This is a genomic window from Roseibium album, assembly GCF_965233825.1.
GTDB lineage: Bacteria > Pseudomonadota > Alphaproteobacteria > Rhizobiales > Stappiaceae > Roseibium > Roseibium album.
Map to the genome: position 1 here is coordinate 5883712 of NZ_OZ247583.1, position 15682 is coordinate 5899393.

Sequence of the window (15682 nt, forward strand, 5' to 3'; positions counted from 1 at the left end):
AAAACTTCGGTGCAACAGGGAAATCACTCAAACCCGGAACATCTTCGGGTCCCGTCCTGCGGCCAGGATCATCTGCCGGGCGCGCGCCGGATTGCGGTCCAGAAGATCTGACTGCTGCTTCAGATCAAGACTGTCCCGGTCGAACGGATTGGCACCACCGGTCCCTTCGGCGAGGCCGGACAGTCCGTCTTCCGCGAAGGCGCTGTCATGGATGAAGGTCAGCAGCTTCACCGCAACCGGATCGACAACCTGCTGCAATCCGCTCTTGTCGGCCCTTGAAAGCGCGCCCTTTTCCGCAAACCAGTCTGTCAGGTCTATTCCGGCGGACTTCAGACCCGTCAGCGCCCGGTCGGCGCGGGCAACAGCGTTCTGGTAACCGTCGCTTTCAGGTGGTCCGAAATCCCGTACCAGATCCTGATGGGCGCTTTCGGCCGCCTTTTCCTGAGAAAGGGTTGCGCCGGTTGCCGCCGCTTCATGCGCGGTAAATTGCTCCGCCATCTTGCCGACCCACCTGTCGTGCAGTTTCTGCGCCGCTTCCGGGTGAAGACCTGCCTCTTCGAACCAGCCGCCCGCCTCCCGGGCAAAGGCCTGATCGTAGGGGAAACTCTCCGGCAGGTTCTCGGGCATGGAGAACCGATACCCTTCCTTCGGCGTCCAGCTTTTGGAGATTTCAGAGTAAAACTCCGATCGCTCTTGATCGCTTGCTTCGCTTCCCGGCACCTGAACGGACCCCATCAGCTCGCCTTGCAGTGCCTTGAAACCGTCAAACACACTCGCCGCGTCGCTCCAGCCGTTTTCAGCAGCGAAGCTCCGATGCTCTTCGCTGAGCCCGGACAGAAAACCGGTCTCCATCTCAAGCGGTCCTGTCGCGTTATCTCCAACTGGCTCGAATGTGTCATTAGCGATATTGTCGGAATAGTCTTCCATCATAAATCCTCGTCGGGTCCGAGATCAGGCAGGGTTTCAAGACGCGCGGCTTCCTGCAGGGCCGCGTGTTCTTCCGGAGAAATCCTGATCATGCTGAGAATGCGCGCGTACAGCGCCTTTCGGCCGTCCAGATAGCCGCTTTCGCGTTGCGAAAGTTCCGCCGGTGCCGCCTGGTAGATCCCGCATTCGGCCGCAAGGTCCGCCAGCACCGATTCACCCTCGGGACACAAAAAAACGGACCGATAGGCCCGTTCGATTGCGTCCGCTCTGTTTTCACGTCGCGCGATCCGTTTAAGGGAGTGCCAGACCATCGAGCCCTCCCTCTTCTTCGCCCAGGGTCTTCAGCAGAGGCGCGCCGTCCTTGGCCATCTTCGCCAGACTTTCGCCGGTGGCAAGCTGCTGCTGTTGCGCAGCTTCCTCGGTGCGTTTCTGCCGCAGCGCTTCCACTTCTTCCGGCCGCCGTTTCAGCTTGGCCGGCAGGCCGAGCGAACGCCGGGTCAGGTCATATTCCTCCACCCGGTCGTGAAGGTCGGCGATCGCAGGGTCGGCCTGCGCGGCAATACCAAGATATTCCTGAAAGCCCATGATCGCCTCGAAATGCCCTGCCTCGCGCATCTGGTCGATTGGTGCGGTCGACGTCAGGGTGACGTCACTTTCAAGAACGCTTTTCGGCGGCACCAGGGGCGAGCCCGGCGCAAAGGCACCACGGCGACCGAGAATGCCGACTTCGCGTTCGAAAAGCACTTCATTGCCGGACATGATGTTGGTCGAGAAGGGGCCGATCATGTCGGCCATTTCCTTTCGGCGAATGTTGACCTCTGTCGCGGTGCGTCCATTGCCCTCCAGAAGTGTCTGCCACAGATCACCATAGAGACCGACACGCAGTTTTTCGCGTATGTTCTCGATCTGGGCATCTGCCGCGCCCGGGTTGACTGTTTCCAGCATTGGCCGGAACAGTGGACGGCCCTGCTCGTCGATCAGACCCGGGTTCGTCCGGCCCGGATTGAGGTCTAGCTGCCTCTCCTGGCGATGGGTCGCGATTGGCGGTCGCACGGCCTGTGAACTTGCGATCAGCCCGTCCCGGGTCAGGCTTTGCAGGCTCTTGATGTCGCTCATCAGCTTGGCCTGCGGCGGTGAGCCATAGGGCGACAGGCCGTCCCGGTCCCAACGACTGATCACCAGTGGATATTCAAAATACCCGCCACGGCGGCAGACATGCCCGCTCTCTTCTTCGAAGTGGATGCTTTCGTATCGCGATTTTCTGATGTCGGCAGCCTCCTCGAAGCCGCCTTCACGCAGGAAACAGGCATGGACAAAACGGTATTCGGACGATTTGCGCTTTGGATCCTCCGCGTCGTCTTTCACCTTCTGGGAAACATTGCCGTCATATTCCTTGACCGCCTGCCAGGCCTTCAGCGTGCGCACACAAAAGAAGCCGCAGTCATTGCCTTGCGCATCCACCACCAGAAAGATCTCGTAGAGCGGCACGTAGCGATAGTGGATCGGTGTGCGGATATCGGCCAGGTTCGTTTCATTCTCGATAGGGAACAGAACTCCCGTCCCCAGTTTCACTGTCGACAGCAGCCGGGACCGATTGGCAAGCGCAAATCCCGACCTGCCTGCATAACGCACCCGAAACAGGTGGTCGCGCACAAGTTCAAAGAACTCCTCGTCTTCCTGTCCGGGTGGCGGTGAAAACGGATCGCCGAAGCCAACGCCGTGCCAGTTGAATCCTTCCGGCATGGTCAGTGAACCGACGCCTGAAGCCAGCCGGTCCAGCAACCAGACGGCAGTCGGGTCGTAAAGCTTGCGCGAACGTTCGCGCGCAGCGGAACGGTGGAACACGCTCATGCCGTCAGTCACGACAATACCGCCCGGCCTGTTGAAGGCACGCTCCATATCCGGAGCCGTATAGGTCACATAGTCCTGCCAGTCGTTTTCGTACCAATGGCGTTCGGACTTCGCGCTCTGCAACTCCTGTTTCAAATCATCGACTATTCCCATCTGGATCATGCCCGCCCCAATAGAGTGACACTCGACCGGGAGGCACTGCCAAAGTCGGAAACTCCCAGCGGGCTGGTATGGGTGGTCGCCCGCGTGCCATAGGCCGCTGCTCGGCGTCGTCGGTTCGTTTCCTGGAGGTTTTTCGCCTGCCTCTGCGGATCGGGTTGCCGCGGTGGTGGTGGAGTCGGTTCAGGGTCCGGCTGCTTGGAGCCGCCAAAAAAACACATGAGGTTTACCTCGCTCTGTTTTGACAAGATCTGTTAGGGAATTGAATGCTGCAGATGGTTGCCGCCTTGCATGTCCCTGCCACAGGCGGGAAACATCGAAAGACGATCCCACTCTTCACCAAACACCGTCGGCGGAAAAAGGCGATCAGGCCTCGGGTGTCTGCGTGTCGCGCACGTGGGTTCCAGGTGCGGGCTTTGCTTGCGGCACCGGAATATTGGTTGGATTTGGATCTGCTTCGGGGACCATTGGCTTGGCTTCCGCCTCGGACTGTTTGGGTTGTGTCAGGCCGAACTCTTCAGCCGTTTCCCTTAGCCGCGCCATATGGGTCATGCGGCTGCGCTGCCAGGCCCGGTCCACATTCGCCTGGAAACTGTCCGTCACCGCGCGCCGCTCACCCGCCTCATCGTCATAGGAAAGCGTCATCCGTGGGCCATAACCGTCTTTGTCATACCCCCCTTGCAGCCAGTCACTCCCCGTTCGCCGGTTCTCCTTTGTGTCCTTGGAGAGCGGAAAATCTCGAAAGGGAACACGTGTCTTCGCCCCATACCAGGCCATAATTTCTTCAAGCGTTTCAGACGCCTCCAGCGGGTTCTTTTCCCAGAACTCGTCATCGTCGTTGGTCAGATCCGGACGGGTCTTCAGAAAAGCCCGAAACTCAACTTCTTGCTGAACTGCGTCTCGAAGCTCCTTGTGTTTCAGCATCAAATCGGCGAGTTCCAATACAACGTCGAACGGAAGGTCGGTTTCCCGGTCGTTCAGATGTTGCCGGAAATAGGCTTTGCCTTCTTCGCTTTCCTCAAAGACTTCCAGCTCTTCCCGCCAGCCGGTGATATCTTCAGTATCTGCCATCAAAACCATTCCTGTTTTGTCGCAGCAATATGTTCATGAATTGTTCCAAAATACAGCCAGTGCGCGCGCAGTCGCCCGAGCAGCTCGGAAATAGCTGTTCTCCTGTGTCGTGCGATCCTGGCCGCACTTTCCCAATGTACCGTGATGAGGCCTGTTTTAGCCTTGTTTTGACGAAGCGTCCATCAGACGAAGATGTCTGAAACACCATTTCAGACGAATTTTTCAGAAAGCATAAGTGAAATCAGAGACCTGCAGACTATTTCGATTGAGCGCGCCGGGCAGCGTTTCTGCGCGTCTTCACACACACCCGGAAAGATCCGCGAATCCGGTGAGCTTGGAACCGAAATTCGATTGTCTTTCCTCGCTGCTCCCCCTACAGCATGCAGCAATGATTTTTGCTCTTTCCATCGCGCTTGCCTATGCGCTCACCAATATCGACGGCCTCTTTGCCTTCTTTGCAATAGCAACCTCCGGCAGGTATCGCCAGGCACTGACCGGTTTCCTGATTGCTCAGGCAATTGTTGTCTGCGGGGCCTACGTCACCGGTGTGGGCGTCACGGTCGTGACACCCCATGCACTTGGCTATCTCGGAGTGATCCCCCTCTCGCTCGGCCTATGGGAAGTCTGGAAAAACATGTCCCGCACCAGTGTCGATGCCAGGACATCGAGACCCGCACACTCCGTGTTCAGCGCGATGGTGATTTTCCTCGCGCTCAGCGCCGACACGTTCGTCATGATGGCCGCCTTTTTTGCTGATACTGCCTCGGTATTCGACAGGCACGTTCTGCTCGGAGCCTTTGTCGCTGTTGCAGGGCTTGTCATTGCAGGAACGCTGCTTGCCAAAAGTCTGGGCCGAAACCTGAAGGTCCAAGCCTTCTTCGCAAAACTCTCGCCCTTTGTGATGATTGTCGCTGGTATTTACATCCTGCTCGACACGGCAACGGATACTTTTTGAGCCGCGATATCACTCAGGCTCAGACCGATGCCTACATGAGCCCCAGCCGGCGCAACGTTTGGCGACTTTGCCGGCACAGCGGTTCATTTTTCCCGCCACGATAATAGCTGAGCGCGATCACGGCGCCGTAAAGCGCCCATCCCCTGGCGCGCAGCCAGACCTGATCGGAAATCATCAACGTCTCTCGGAACGCACACCTGGCCTCAGGCGCAACCCACGACCACGCGGCGGCATAATCGGCAGCAGGGTCTCCGACCGCACAAAGTCCCCAATCGATCACGGCACAAAGTCTACCATTCCGTGCCAGAAGGTTATCCGGCTTCAGATCCCCGTGCAGCCAGTTTCCAGACCCATCGAATGGAATGCGACATGCATCTTCCCACAAGGATACGGCAGCAGTCCTGTCCACTTCGTCAGCCAGAATGTCGATTGACTTGCGGGTGTTTTTATCCAGAAGTCCCAGGGCAACACCTCTTTGATGATTGCATGTCCCTGCCACAGGCGCTCCGGAAGGGTCTGTTTCCCGCAATGCTTCTAGAAACCCTGCCAGGTCCAGTGCCGCCTGTTCGGCACTTTCTAGCGCATCTGCTGTTGCCTCTTCGCCGGGCAGCCAGCGGAAAACCGCAAATTCATGTCCGAATGCAACGCTCGCTCGGCCTTTGCGAAAAAGTTCCGGAATCTCCAGCGGCAGTCCGGTGAAGCGCGGCAGCCAGGTCACCTCCTTTTCAAGGAGCGGCACGGCTTCCGGCCGCCTTGGCAACCGCATCACATACTGGCCGCCGACACGGTAGAGTGCATTGTCCGTACCTGATGACGACAGCCGGCGAACCGTCATCCCCCCGAGTTCGGGAAACTGAAGATCGATCAGCCGCCGTGCAGTGGTTTCATCAGAGTAAATCTCGTTTGCGTGCATCATGATTGCCCTTGCCGGCCACTCAGGCAATCAACAGGCAAGCTGTATCACCGTTCCTGCAGGGCAAGCCGGGCGCCGAGCGCACAATAAATGCCGCCGACGACCTTGCCCTGCCATTTCACGACCGCGGGATGCTTCTTCAGGAAACTGCCGAGTTTTCCGGCTCCAACGGCAAAGACCACGGTACTGAACAGGCCCAGAAACACGAAGATCACACCCAGAACGGTCAGCTGAAGCATCACCGACCCGTTTTCCGGTTTCACGAACTGCGGCAGGAAGGCGAGGAAAAACAACGCAGTTTTCGGGTTCAGCACCTCTGCGACAATCGCCTGGTTGAAGGCCTTGCGTGCCGAAATCGGCTTGCTGCCCCGTGCAAGGTCCAGGGGCGTTTTGTCGATGATCGCGATGATCCCGAGATAAATCAGATAGGCGGCACCTGCATATTTGATGACACTGAACAGAAGCGCCGATGTTGCGATAACCGCCGAAACGCCGATGATCGCCATGAAGGTGTGCACCACATCACCGGCGGCAATCCCCGCCCCTGTCGCAATTCCGGCCCGCGTGCCCGAACTCGTCGCCCGCGCAACTGTAAGCAATGTCGCCGGACCGGGTATGAACACGAACCCGAGAACGATGGTCACATAGGCAATCATGGTGGCTGTATCGATCATTTCCATAGTCTTTCAGCTTCCGGGGGTCGAAACGACCCCCCATCCTCCTGGCAGAGGCAATTTCAATTCCGATCGTAAACGCATTTCTCGGCTTCGGACAAATTCCTTGCGCACGGGAAACTCTTTTCTCGGGTCAATTCAATTCAGTGAACGGGAACAAGGCATACGGATCGCGCTCAACACTGTCGGGCTCACACCTGTCGCAGGAACTTCTGCAGCTTCTCCCGTTCCGGATAATCCTTGAGAAAATTTCCGGAATTGATCTGGTAGGTGTGGTCCTTGGTCCGAACGTTGCCGTTACTCATGAACTCGGCTGCAAAGAGAAATGGAAGGCCGGGCTTTTTCAGATCCCACTGCAGAAAACCACCTCCCATGGGGTATTGGTCGGAAGGGCTCATCGCACTGTCGTGACGCGTTGTCGGCAATATTTTCACCAGACGATCAGATCCGGAAACCGCTGTAAAATCCAGGGCCAATTCCTGAAAATCCCGATACCCGTCCTGCCCGCGTTGACCAAGAATGCTGTCATGCACCGAACCGCGACCGGCATCTTCGGCGTCCGTGGATCCGGGCAGGCCGAATTTCCCGCCGGAGCGCATTGTATTGCCATGAAGCTCGAAGTCCTTCGATTCGGGCAATCGCTTCAGCAACAGCAATTTGTAACCTTGTGTCAGTCTGCCCGCGTGGTAGCCGATATTGGTCTCGGTGCGGCGGAAATCTGCCAGAATGATCGCTTTCAGTTGGGTTATGTTTCCGGAAATGGCGGGCGTCATTGCACCAAGCATCAAAGACATTGCAGAACTCCAGGACAATCGAATATCTAAAATATGCCGTCATGAAAAACGGTTTCGCACCCTAATCTTGGTGATCGTCCGGCTCAAGCGCTGTGCTCGCGGTCACTGGCATGACACGGAGCCACTATGTTGCGTATCCACGCATAGACGAAATAGTCCTCCCCGCCCCGACCGTAAGAACGCAATAGCCCCTCCTTTTGGCCGCCAAACGACTCGATCCACCGATGGGCGATATCATGCTCGCAATGAGCAATCACCTGCAGACGGCGGCAGTCCTGTTCGATCAAGGGCCTCAGCCGGGTCAGGTGACGGGTGATCAGCGGAACGCAGCGCCTGAACCGGTCGGTTCCGAAGGCCCAGGCTTGCCAGTGGTCCGGGTCGAAGGCAGATGCCTGGCTGAACCCGTATGCCGCTGCCGGCTGCCCGTCGTACCAGACGGACCAGACCATGCCGGGAACCGCCGTTTCCAATGCACAAATCCCAAGCGCTCGCGTGTCCCAGTTCTTCCACAGGCAAACAATCTCCCGGCGATCTTCTTCACGCATGTTCGCCGCAATGAAGCTCGCGTCACGAACGGTAAGTTTCCGGGTCAGAACCCTCCGAGCGGGTCGTCCAGGGGAGCTGCGCCAATCCGTTGCTCCGACTTCAGAACCCGTGCGATCTCCGCTTTGTCTTTCCATCCAAGTGCCTCAACAATTGCGTCCGCCTCATCAGGTGACGACCCGAGGCGGTTCTTGATGTCTTCCTTGCTCTCGATCAGGATCTTGCCGCCCTTCAGCTTCCAGCGATGAGCAGTCAACTGCGCTTTCACCGTTGCCGAGCGTTTGATGGCAAGTCCCGATCCGCTTTTGGGATGCAGCGCCTCGCGCAGCCGCCAGTAGAGCTGGGCGCGCAGATTGTAGAACGGAATCCGGCTGTCTCTGGCAACTTCACCCGATTGTGCCGAGAACACGCATTTTTCAACCGCAATGCTGTTTTCCCTGGTAAGAAAACCGACCGTGTCCCCACCCCAGCCGCCGGTGCAATCAACAACGATCAGCGCATTGTCCCTGCGCTCCTTGATGATAAGAGCCCCAACGTCGGCTCCATCTCGCGTATCGGTGCCCTTGCGGACTATGCTCTCGTCGAAGCGCCGGCCGCGCAATGGCTGAAGCACGGTCTTGTCCTTGCCGCCCTGGGCCACGTCGACGGCCAGAACATCCATCTTCTTGTCCGCATCGACGCCGTCGTCATGGCGTTGAAAGGCCAATTCGATCCACTCCGAAGGGATCACCTGCCAGTCGTGGTCCTGCCGCGCGGCCTGGAAGTCACCCGTCTTCAGGGCCGTTCGCATCGGCTCCGGCATCTGGTCCAGTTGCGCGTCGTAGTCCTGTCCGAGATAGGCATTGTCCCGGCGTCTCGCCGGTATGAAGGTTCGGCTCTTTGGGGTCCTGACCTCGCCCTCCACTTCCACCGGGCCGGGTCCGTCAACCCACACGGTGCGCACGCTGTCGCCATCGTCGACAAAGACAGCCCAGAGCAATTCTCCGGGCATCACGGTGCCGTAAAGCGGGTGGAGTGGATCCAGCCAGGGCGCGAACCACTCGTTCAGAAAGTCACCCTGGCCACCAAGTGGCGGATTGGTCGCAATCAGACCGCGGCACCGCTGGTCCTTCCGGGTCGTTCGGAGCCATCCGAGCACGAACAGGATCTTGCGCGGATCCATCTGCGCACCTTCGTCGAAAGCCTTGAGATCATGGTCCCGCCCCTGCCAGTCTTCTTCTGAACCGGGGAGCCCGAGATGACCGAATTCGATCATCCGCTCATCAGGCCCGGTCCAGCGTGGCGGATTACCCGCGATTTTCCCGAGCCCGGCGGAGCGCATCAAGGTATTCATGCGCTCGATCAGGCCTTTCAGCGACTTCAGTGACTGCCGGTAGATCGCCGCCTTGTGATGTGCGAACAAGGCCAGACCGGCAATCAGGTCCGTCTTTCCGCCACCTGCTGCGCCGCCGTAAAGAGTGAGGTCGGCTTCTGAAAAATAACCTTCGGTTTGCGGTCCCGGCTGTGGTTGCCAGACATCGAACTGGTCCAGGACACCGGCCTCGTCCAGTTGTTTTTGCAGCGCGACCCTTTCCGGTGCGTCCATGGTTTCTATGTGATCAATCAGGGTCTGAAGGGTTGTCGTCATTCCCTTTTGCATCCTCGCTCGTTAACAGCGCCATCACGCCCAGAGCGATTTCGGCGGAACTGCGTGGCTTGAGTTTTTCAATCCGGGAGGCTTCCTCCGGGCTGCTCAGCACGTTCCATGTGTCAACTTCCGAACGGTCGCGCCATCCGGCCCTGTTCTTCATGTTGAACGCCCAGGCGCTGGCGTTGAATTTCGCAAGATCCCCCCGCGCGCCCTCCTTGCCGATCTTTTCCCATTCCAGCAATCCACGCCGCGCCGCTTCTTCCAGTTGCGCGGACGGGAAATCTCCGGGAAATTGTTCTGCGTAGTAACGCAAGGTTTTCCGATCGGCTTCCGGGAAGCTCTCGACCGAATACCCGGCTGCGATATGCGCACAGAACGCTCCGCACGCCTTCTTCCGTGCCGACTGAGACGGCCATTTCAGAGCTTCTGCGTGCGGCAAGGTCTTTTCTGCAGGCCGCACTGATTTTCTATTTGAGGTTCGAATGACACCCTCCAGACATGAACCGCCCCATTGGGGCGACTGTTTGCGAAACGCGCCCCCGCCGGGCATTTAGGTCATGACCAACCTTGGCATCAGGGTCCTGAATTTGCTCCCGGTGAAGGTTTGGTGCCTGCAACTCCGTAGCCGGAAGGCATTGGCTGCACCCTTGGCATCGGACGCAATTCAGGACTTCTTTCAGGTTGTCCAACTGAATTTTCGGTTGGGTCCGGGTGCTCTGATGGAGCTGCCGGCACACCCTGAGGTGCAGCAGGCGCTTCGGGGACCATTGGCTTGGCTTCCGCCTCGGACTGTTTGGGTTGTGTCAGGCCGAATTCCTTGGCCTTTTTCCTTAGCTGCGCCATATGGGTCATGCGGCTGCGCTGCCAGGCCCGGTCCACATTCGCCTGGAAACTCTCCGTCACCACAAGCCGCTCACCCGCCTCATCGTCATAGGACAGCGTCATCCGCGGGCCATAACCGTCTTCGTCATATCCCCCCTGCAGCCAGTCACTCCCCGTTCGCCGGTTCGGCATCACATAGACCTGTTTCGCCCTGATCCCCCGTTCTGTCAGTGCCTGCTCCGCATCCTCGCGCACATAGCGGAAACCGTCCTCTTCCAGATCGCTGTAGACCTTCTCCACGGGATACTTGATCACCGTGCCGTCCTCATGGGTGGCAAAGGCCGTCAGACCCCATTCAAGCGCCAGGATCCGCGCAGCAGTCACCTTGGCAACCTCCTCGTCGCCCCGCATGTAGATGAGGCTCTGCTTCAGTTGTGCATTGTATTCCGCAAGCGCCTGCGCTTCTTCTTCCGGGCTTCCGCCAAAGCGCCTGATCCGGTCATAGGATGTCTTGCGGCCGGAAAACGAACCTGTTGCTCCAGATCCGGCCTGGCCCGATGCTGCGGCCAAATCATCCGCGCCGCTCCGCCCCGCCCCATGCAGGCGTTCCTCGGGCCAGATCGAGGGCGGCAGGATCGGGTCGGACCCCGGCAACCGGTCGACATCCGACAGCGGTGCCTCGCCCTCAAGCACGCGCCCGGGCGACAGGTCCGGATTGCGGAAATCCGGTTCCACCAGCCGTGCCGGTGCGCTTTCCTCCGCCCGGTGCAGCAGCAGATCGGTGAGTTCGTTCGTGCCTGCGCCGTTGGCCAGCGCTGCGTCCAGCTCTTCGCCGCCGGTCCGGATCGCACCGCGCACCTTGCCGATCGCCTCGGCGGCCTCTTCCTCGCTTTCGGCACTGCCAAACACCCGGTCGAGAACCCCGCCAACCGCCCCGGTCAGCGCATCGCGTCCTTCCACATAGGCGGCAAGCGCGGCTGAGTCCGCGACATCGTCGGCAAGCCCTGCCATCTGCTGGATCACTTCGTTGTCCGGATAGGCTTCACCGTAAAGCTGCATTAGCGACACGACATCGTCGATATTGCCCAGGACGTCCCAGGCTTTCTTCAACGGTCCGATCGGCGTGAAGGTAATGGCAAGGTCGATACCGGCTTCGGCCGCCAGGTTCTTGAGCTGTTCCCTCGTAAACTCGATCCCAAGCGATTGAGCAGCCTCCAGATAGGGAAGTCCGCTTTCCTCCGCTTCTCTTGTAATCAGATCGTGCATCGCATAGGCAGCAGCACCGGTAATAAAGATCGGCGCACCAAGATCGAACAGCTTCCGGCCTCTTTTTGCAGCCCGTTTTCTGTTGGTCTTGCGCTTCTCACGATCCTCCAAGACATTCGTTTGCCGAGCTTCTTCCTTCAGCTTGAGCGCAGCTTCGTAACTTTCCGGAACATCCGGCTGCAGCTTCTCAAGGTGATGACTTTCGCCAAAATGTCCCTTGAGAGCAGTTTCGCGAATGGAATTGAAGTTTGCTTCTGTAAGGTCAACATTCGGGTGCACCAGCAACCAGCTCATGAGGGATTTCATGCTGACGCGCTCGAAGTGAATGCGCTTCAGCGGATGATGTTTTCCAACCCTGTTGTCAAGGAACGCGTGGTCCGCGCTAATGACCTCAAAGTCATAGATGTCCTGGTTCTCCAACATGAATTTCCGGGCACTCATATCCCAGAGTTCCTTGTTGGTGCCGCGCCTGCCGGCCCGGCCCTCCGGGTCGTACCCCTTTTGTTCTTTTTTTGAGGTTGTATCTATGTCGTCGACGGTGACGACTTTGCCGGCATATGTTTTCTCTTGGAGCCACGCCTTGAAAGCCGCCCGTTCAGATTCGGGGATCTTGTCGAAATCCTTGTCCGCCTGAAATGCTTGGGCAGCGAACAGAAACTTGTCGCCCCGCCCGATGACGGCATCAAGAGCCGCAAACCCGCCCGACTTGAGAATCCTCCCGATTTGAGCCTGGTCCAGAAGGACCACTTTTTTCTTTTTCATTGCGACGCCCCTTCATCATCTGCGCTGACAAAAAGGCTGAAATTCTGAAGCAGATATTCCTCGGTCTCGCGTGCGTGAACACCGGGTAGACGACCCTGTAGAATCTTATTAGCGACTTCTTTGGCAACAAAGTTAAAAACCTGGCCAAGATGAGGATACCCGGCCTTGAAACAGAACCATTGCCAGAATTCAATCAGCAACTGGACGGCCTCATCGGGAAAAAGAGCCATTTCAGGGTCGTCATCTTCGAAGGGACCCTTTTCTTCCAAAAGTTCCCACCAATCGGAGAGTTCCTTCATGGCGCTTCTCGTTTCCTCATTGCCGAGCATCACCTCAACCAGATGCAGAACCTGGGAAATCGGGGGTTTGGGAGGCATTCCATGGACAAACTTGTTTTTATGGGCACGCCAAACGCCTCTAGCAGGATCGTCGGTCGCAGCATCAGTGCCGTCACCATATTCAAGATATTCATATTCTTCCCGCCAGCCGGCGATATTGTCGATACTTGCCATGTGTTTCGATCCTGCTTGTCAACACCAATATGTTCGCGAATTGTTCTAGAGCGCAACCTCAGGGCAAATTGCTTGCTCGACGAGCAGAAACTTGTCGCCGCGCCCGACGACGGCATCAAGAGCCGCAAACCCGCCCGACTTGAGAATTGTTCCGATTTGAGCCTGGTCCAGGAGGACCACCTTTTGCTTTTTCATTGCGACGCCCCTTCATCATCTGCGCTGACAAAAAGGCTGAAATTCTGAAGCAGATATTCCTCGGTCTCGCGTGCATGAACACCGGGAAGACGACCCTGCAGAATCTCATCAGCGACTTCTGTAGCGACGTGGTCAAAAACCTGGCCAAGATGAGGATACCCCGCCTTGAAACAGAACCACTGCCAGAATTCGATCAGCAACTGGACGGCCTCATCGGGAAAAAGAGCCATTTCAGGATCGTCATCTTCGAAGGGACCCTTTTTTTCCAAAAGGTCCCACCAATCGGAGAGCTCCTTCATGGCACTTCTCGTTTCCTCATTGCCGAGCATCACTTCAACCAGATGCAGAACCTGGGAAATCGGGGGTTTGGGAGGCATTCCATGGACAAACTTGTTTTTATGGGCAAACCAATCGTCCATGACGGGATCGTAGATCCCGGCATCATAGTCGGTGTCGTCGTCACCATATTCAAGATATTCATATTCTTCCCGCCAACCGGCGATGTTGTTGATACTTGCCATTCATTCGCTCCGTGGAATGTCTTGAATTCTTTTTTCGTTCTAGTGCTCTTAAAAACGTGCGCACACACAAAAAGATCAATTCAAGCATCAGCTCTTTCGGCTAAATTCGGAATGCCACCTATTGGGTCGAGCGCACGAAGTTTGTCCGATTAACCGGTGATATCTTCTAAACCTGCCATCAGAACCAATCCTGTCTTGCCGCTGCAATATGTTCATGAATTGTTCTTAATTGCAACCAATGCGCGTGCAGCCGCTCGCGCAACTCAGAAAAAGCTGCTCTCCTGTGTCGTGCGATCCTGCCCGCACTTTCCCAATGTACCGTGATGAGGCCTGTTTTAGCCCTGTTTTGACGAAGCGTCCATCAGACGAAGATGTCTGAAGTGTGTTTTCAGACCAAACGGTCGGAAAAGTAATTTCAAAACAAGATATTAGCCCAGATATTGTGTTGAGCGCGTAGAAGATGTTTTTTCAAATTCTCCAACCGAGGAGCCGTTTTTCCAGGAAGCCGATCAACGCACTGACGAGAACACCCAGCAGCGACAGGATAACCACACCGGCAAACAAACGCTCCAGATCGTATAGCGACCCGGCTTCCAGAATATAGGCGCCGATGCCGTATTCCGCGCCCAGCATTTCCGCCGCGACCAGAAGAATGATCGCAATCGCAAGGCTGATGCGCAGTCCCGAAAGAATACCCGGCATCGCGCCGGGCAACACGATCTTGCGCACGATCGAGGACCAGGAAAGCCCGAAACTCTGTCCCATGCGGATCAGCGAGCGATCGACATTGTCCACCGCGCCATAGGTCGCAACCACGGTCGGCGTGAAGGTACCGAAGGCGATCAGCGCGTATTTCGAGCCCTCATCGATGCCGAACCAGATCACGAAAAGCGGCAGGAGCGCAATCTTGGGGATTGGAAAAATAGCTGCGACCAGCGGCACCAGTCCCGCCCGGGCGTAGGAAAACAGCCCGATCAGAACACCGATCGCAATTCCGGTGCTCGCCCCGAGTGCTGCTCCGATAACAAGACGGGTCAGCGACGGCTGCAGATGCTTGGACAGAAGACCGCTTTCCCACAGCTCTCGGAAGGTTGCCAGCACATCTGTCGGCTTGGGCAGCGTCAACGCGGAAATCCAGCCACTCTCGGTGCCCCATTGGACCATCGCGATCAGGACGACGAAAACCGCGACACCAACCCAGCGCAGTGACCTGGGTGCAAATCCGCCGCCACGGAACCGCACTTCGATCGGCCCGTCACCATCACGTTTTTTCCCCGCCCCCGTGTCAGCCATCGATCAGCTCCTCGTCCGCAGCTCGCGCTTCCTCGCGCATGAGTTCCCACAGATGGTCGTGTTTGCGCTGACAGACCGGGTCGCCGGCCCGGCGCTCACTGATCGGTGTATCGATGCTGATAATTTCCCGGATCCGCCCGGGACGGCGCGAAAGCACCACGATCGTATGGCCAAGCCGCACGGCTTCAGCCAGGTTGTGCGTTACATAGACGGCGGTAAAGGGCTGGCGCGTCCAGAGGGCGACCAGGTCGTCCATCAGCAATTCGCGTGTTTGCGCGTCGAGCGCCGAGAGCGGTTCGTCCATCAGCATGACGGCCGGGTTGACCGCGAGCGCACGGGCAATGGCCACTCTCTGCTTCATTCCGCCGGAAAGCTGCTTTGGAAGCGCATCGGCGAAATCGGCAAGTTTGGTGCGGTTCAGCACGTCATCGATGATTGCCTTGGAGCGCTTGCCGCGAATGCCGTGATCCTCCAGCACAAGCGAGACGTTGCCCTTCACGGACCGCCAGGGCAGCAGTGCAAAATCCTGGAACACGAAGGTCAGCGGGTTGAGGCTGTCGGCAGGCGGTACGCCGACTTGAAGCACGCGGCCGTTGCCGGGCCTTTCAAGACCGCCGATCAGACGCAACAATGTGGATTTGCCGCATCCCGATGGACCGACCAGACAAACGATTTGTCCCGCGGGGATGTCCAACGAGATATTTCGCAGCACTTCGGTATGACCATAGTGATGGCTGATGCCGTCCAGTTTGATATCCATGCCTACCCGATAGCTGCCTGACAACATGCCCGCA

The 15682-nt window shown here is 57.6% G+C and carries 17 protein-coding genes; 1 reads left to right on the top strand and 16 read right to left on the bottom strand.

Annotation, left to right across the window (positions count from 1 at the left end; all coding sequences use genetic code 11):
* Positions 1-27: 27 nt before the first annotated feature.
* The 4 genes from ACO6TI_RS27045 to ACO6TI_RS27060 form a co-directional block, all read right to left on the bottom strand.
* Positions 28-930, bottom strand: coding sequence for a hypothetical protein (locus tag ACO6TI_RS27045; RefSeq protein ID WP_055117433.1), 903 nt, complete (start codon positions 928-930; stop codon positions 28-30).
* On the bottom strand, positions 927-1238 hold the full coding sequence (locus ACO6TI_RS27050) for a hypothetical protein (protein WP_055117434.1): 312 nt from the start codon (positions 1236-1238) through the stop codon (positions 927-929). The genes ACO6TI_RS27045 and ACO6TI_RS27050 overlap by 4 nt, the downstream gene beginning before the upstream one ends.
* A complete protein-coding gene (locus tag ACO6TI_RS27055; protein WP_422383748.1) occupies positions 1219-2940 on the bottom strand; it encodes a portal protein in 1722 nt (573 codons plus the stop codon). The genes ACO6TI_RS27050 and ACO6TI_RS27055 overlap by 20 nt, the downstream gene beginning before the upstream one ends.
* A gap of 363 nt (positions 2941-3303) precedes the next feature.
* On the bottom strand, positions 3304-4008 hold the full coding sequence (locus tag ACO6TI_RS27060; protein ID WP_422383749.1) for a hypothetical protein: 705 nt from the start codon (positions 4006-4008) through the stop codon (positions 3304-3306).
* A gap of 388 nt (positions 4009-4396) precedes the next feature.
* On the opposite strand from ACO6TI_RS27060, the gene ACO6TI_RS27065 reads away from it, so the two are divergent.
* Positions 4397-4963, top strand: a complete 567-nt coding sequence (locus ACO6TI_RS27065) for a hypothetical protein (protein ID WP_156958561.1) — start codon at positions 4397-4399, stop codon at positions 4961-4963.
* A gap of 31 nt (positions 4964-4994) precedes the next feature.
* Here ACO6TI_RS27065 and ACO6TI_RS27070 read toward each other — a convergent pair whose 3' ends face one another.
* From ACO6TI_RS27070 to ACO6TI_RS27125, 12 genes are all read right to left on the bottom strand, one after another.
* Positions 4995-5879, bottom strand: a complete 885-nt coding sequence (locus ACO6TI_RS27070) for an aminoglycoside phosphotransferase family protein (RefSeq protein WP_422383750.1) — start codon at positions 5877-5879, stop codon at positions 4995-4997.
* Between the two features lie 44 nt (positions 5880-5923).
* A complete protein-coding gene (locus ACO6TI_RS27075; RefSeq protein ID WP_055118028.1) occupies positions 5924-6550 on the bottom strand; it encodes a LysE family translocator in 627 nt (208 codons plus the stop codon).
* A gap of 191 nt (positions 6551-6741) precedes the next feature.
* Positions 6742-7344 carry a hypothetical protein gene (locus ACO6TI_RS27080; RefSeq protein WP_422383751.1) on the bottom strand — a complete coding sequence of 201 codons (603 nt, stop codon included), beginning with the start codon at positions 7342-7344 and terminating at the stop codon, positions 6742-6744.
* An 83-nt stretch (positions 7345-7427) separates the two neighbouring features.
* Positions 7428-7889: a hypothetical protein gene (locus ACO6TI_RS27085; RefSeq protein ID WP_055117448.1), complete on the bottom strand. Its 462-nt coding sequence runs from the start codon at positions 7887-7889 to the stop codon at positions 7428-7430.
* A 44-nt stretch (positions 7890-7933) separates the two neighbouring features.
* Positions 7934-9514, bottom strand: coding sequence for a terminase (locus ACO6TI_RS27090; RefSeq protein WP_158705755.1), 1581 nt, complete (start codon positions 9512-9514; stop codon positions 7934-7936).
* Positions 9486-9956, bottom strand: a complete 471-nt coding sequence (locus ACO6TI_RS27095; RefSeq protein ID WP_422383752.1) for a hypothetical protein — start codon at positions 9954-9956, stop codon at positions 9486-9488. The genes ACO6TI_RS27090 and ACO6TI_RS27095 overlap by 29 nt, the downstream gene beginning before the upstream one ends.
* 134 nt (positions 9957-10090) lie before the next feature.
* Positions 10091-12367, bottom strand: coding sequence for a hypothetical protein (locus ACO6TI_RS27100; protein ID WP_422383753.1), 2277 nt, complete (start codon positions 12365-12367; stop codon positions 10091-10093).
* Positions 12364-12879 carry a hypothetical protein gene (locus tag ACO6TI_RS27105; RefSeq protein WP_196877235.1) on the bottom strand — a complete coding sequence of 172 codons (516 nt, stop codon included), beginning with the start codon at positions 12877-12879 and terminating at the stop codon, positions 12364-12366. Before ACO6TI_RS27105 ends, ACO6TI_RS27100 begins: the two co-directional genes overlap by 4 nt.
* Before the next feature lie 45 nt (positions 12880-12924).
* Entirely contained in the window at positions 12925-13074 is a 150-nt protein-coding gene (locus ACO6TI_RS27110) for a hypothetical protein (RefSeq protein WP_196877238.1), read from the bottom strand.
* Positions 13071-13595: a hypothetical protein gene (locus tag ACO6TI_RS27115; RefSeq protein ID WP_196916361.1), complete on the bottom strand. Its 525-nt coding sequence runs from the start codon at positions 13593-13595 to the stop codon at positions 13071-13073. The genes ACO6TI_RS27110 and ACO6TI_RS27115 overlap by 4 nt, the downstream gene beginning before the upstream one ends.
* A 468-nt stretch (positions 13596-14063) precedes the next feature.
* Positions 14064-14888: an ABC transporter permease gene (locus ACO6TI_RS27120; RefSeq protein WP_196899911.1), complete on the bottom strand. Its 825-nt coding sequence runs from the start codon at positions 14886-14888 to the stop codon at positions 14064-14066.
* Entirely contained in the window at positions 14881-15648 is a 768-nt protein-coding gene (locus ACO6TI_RS27125; protein ID WP_196900074.1) for an ABC transporter ATP-binding protein, read from the bottom strand. Before ACO6TI_RS27125 ends, ACO6TI_RS27120 begins: the two co-directional genes overlap by 8 nt.
* Positions 15649-15682 lie beyond the last annotated feature (34 nt).

Excerpts from the sequence above, each read along its gene's own strand:
- ACO6TI_RS27045 (WP_055117433.1), bottom strand. The coding sequence starts at position 930 with ATGATGGAAGACTATTCCGACAATATCGCTAATGACACATTCGAGCCA.
- ACO6TI_RS27050 (WP_055117434.1), bottom strand. The coding sequence starts at position 1,238 with ATGGTCTGGCACTCCCTTAAACGGATCGCGCGACGTGAAAACAGAGCG.
- ACO6TI_RS27055 (WP_422383748.1), bottom strand. The coding sequence starts at position 2,940 with ATGATCCAGATGGGAATAGTCGATGATTTGAAACAGGAGTTGCAGAGC.
- ACO6TI_RS27060 (WP_422383749.1), bottom strand. The coding sequence starts at position 4,008 with ATGGCAGATACTGAAGATATCACCGGCTGGCGGGAAGAGCTGGAAGTC.
- ACO6TI_RS27065 (WP_156958561.1), top strand. The coding sequence starts at position 4,397 with ATGATTTTTGCTCTTTCCATCGCGCTTGCCTATGCGCTCACCAATATC.
- ACO6TI_RS27070 (WP_422383750.1), bottom strand. The coding sequence starts at position 5,879 with ATGATGCACGCAAACGAGATTTACTCTGATGAAACCACTGCACGGCGG.
- ACO6TI_RS27075 (WP_055118028.1), bottom strand. The coding sequence starts at position 6,550 with ATGATCGATACAGCCACCATGATTGCCTATGTGACCATCGTTCTCGGG.
- ACO6TI_RS27080 (WP_422383751.1), bottom strand. The coding sequence starts at position 7,344 with ATGTCTTTGATGCTTGGTGCAATGACGCCCGCCATTTCCGGAAACATA.
- ACO6TI_RS27085 (WP_055117448.1), bottom strand. The coding sequence starts at position 7,889 with ATGCGTGAAGAAGATCGCCGGGAGATTGTTTGCCTGTGGAAGAACTGG.
- ACO6TI_RS27090 (WP_158705755.1), bottom strand. The coding sequence starts at position 9,514 with ATGACGACAACCCTTCAGACCCTGATTGATCACATAGAAACCATGGAC.
- ACO6TI_RS27100 (WP_422383753.1), bottom strand. The coding sequence starts at position 12,367 with ATGAAAAAGAAAAAAGTGGTCCTTCTGGACCAGGCTCAAATCGGGAGG.
- ACO6TI_RS27105 (WP_196877235.1), bottom strand. The coding sequence starts at position 12,879 with ATGGCAAGTATCGACAATATCGCCGGCTGGCGGGAAGAATATGAATAT.
- ACO6TI_RS27110 (WP_196877238.1), bottom strand. The coding sequence starts at position 13,074 with ATGAAAAAGCAAAAGGTGGTCCTCCTGGACCAGGCTCAAATCGGAACA.
- ACO6TI_RS27115 (WP_196916361.1), bottom strand. The coding sequence starts at position 13,595 with ATGGCAAGTATCAACAACATCGCCGGTTGGCGGGAAGAATATGAATAT.
- ACO6TI_RS27120 (WP_196899911.1), bottom strand. The coding sequence starts at position 14,888 with ATGGCTGACACGGGGGCGGGGAAAAAACGTGATGGTGACGGGCCGATC.
- ACO6TI_RS27125 (WP_196900074.1), bottom strand. The coding sequence starts at position 15,648 with ATGGATATCAAACTGGACGGCATCAGCCATCACTATGGTCATACCGAA.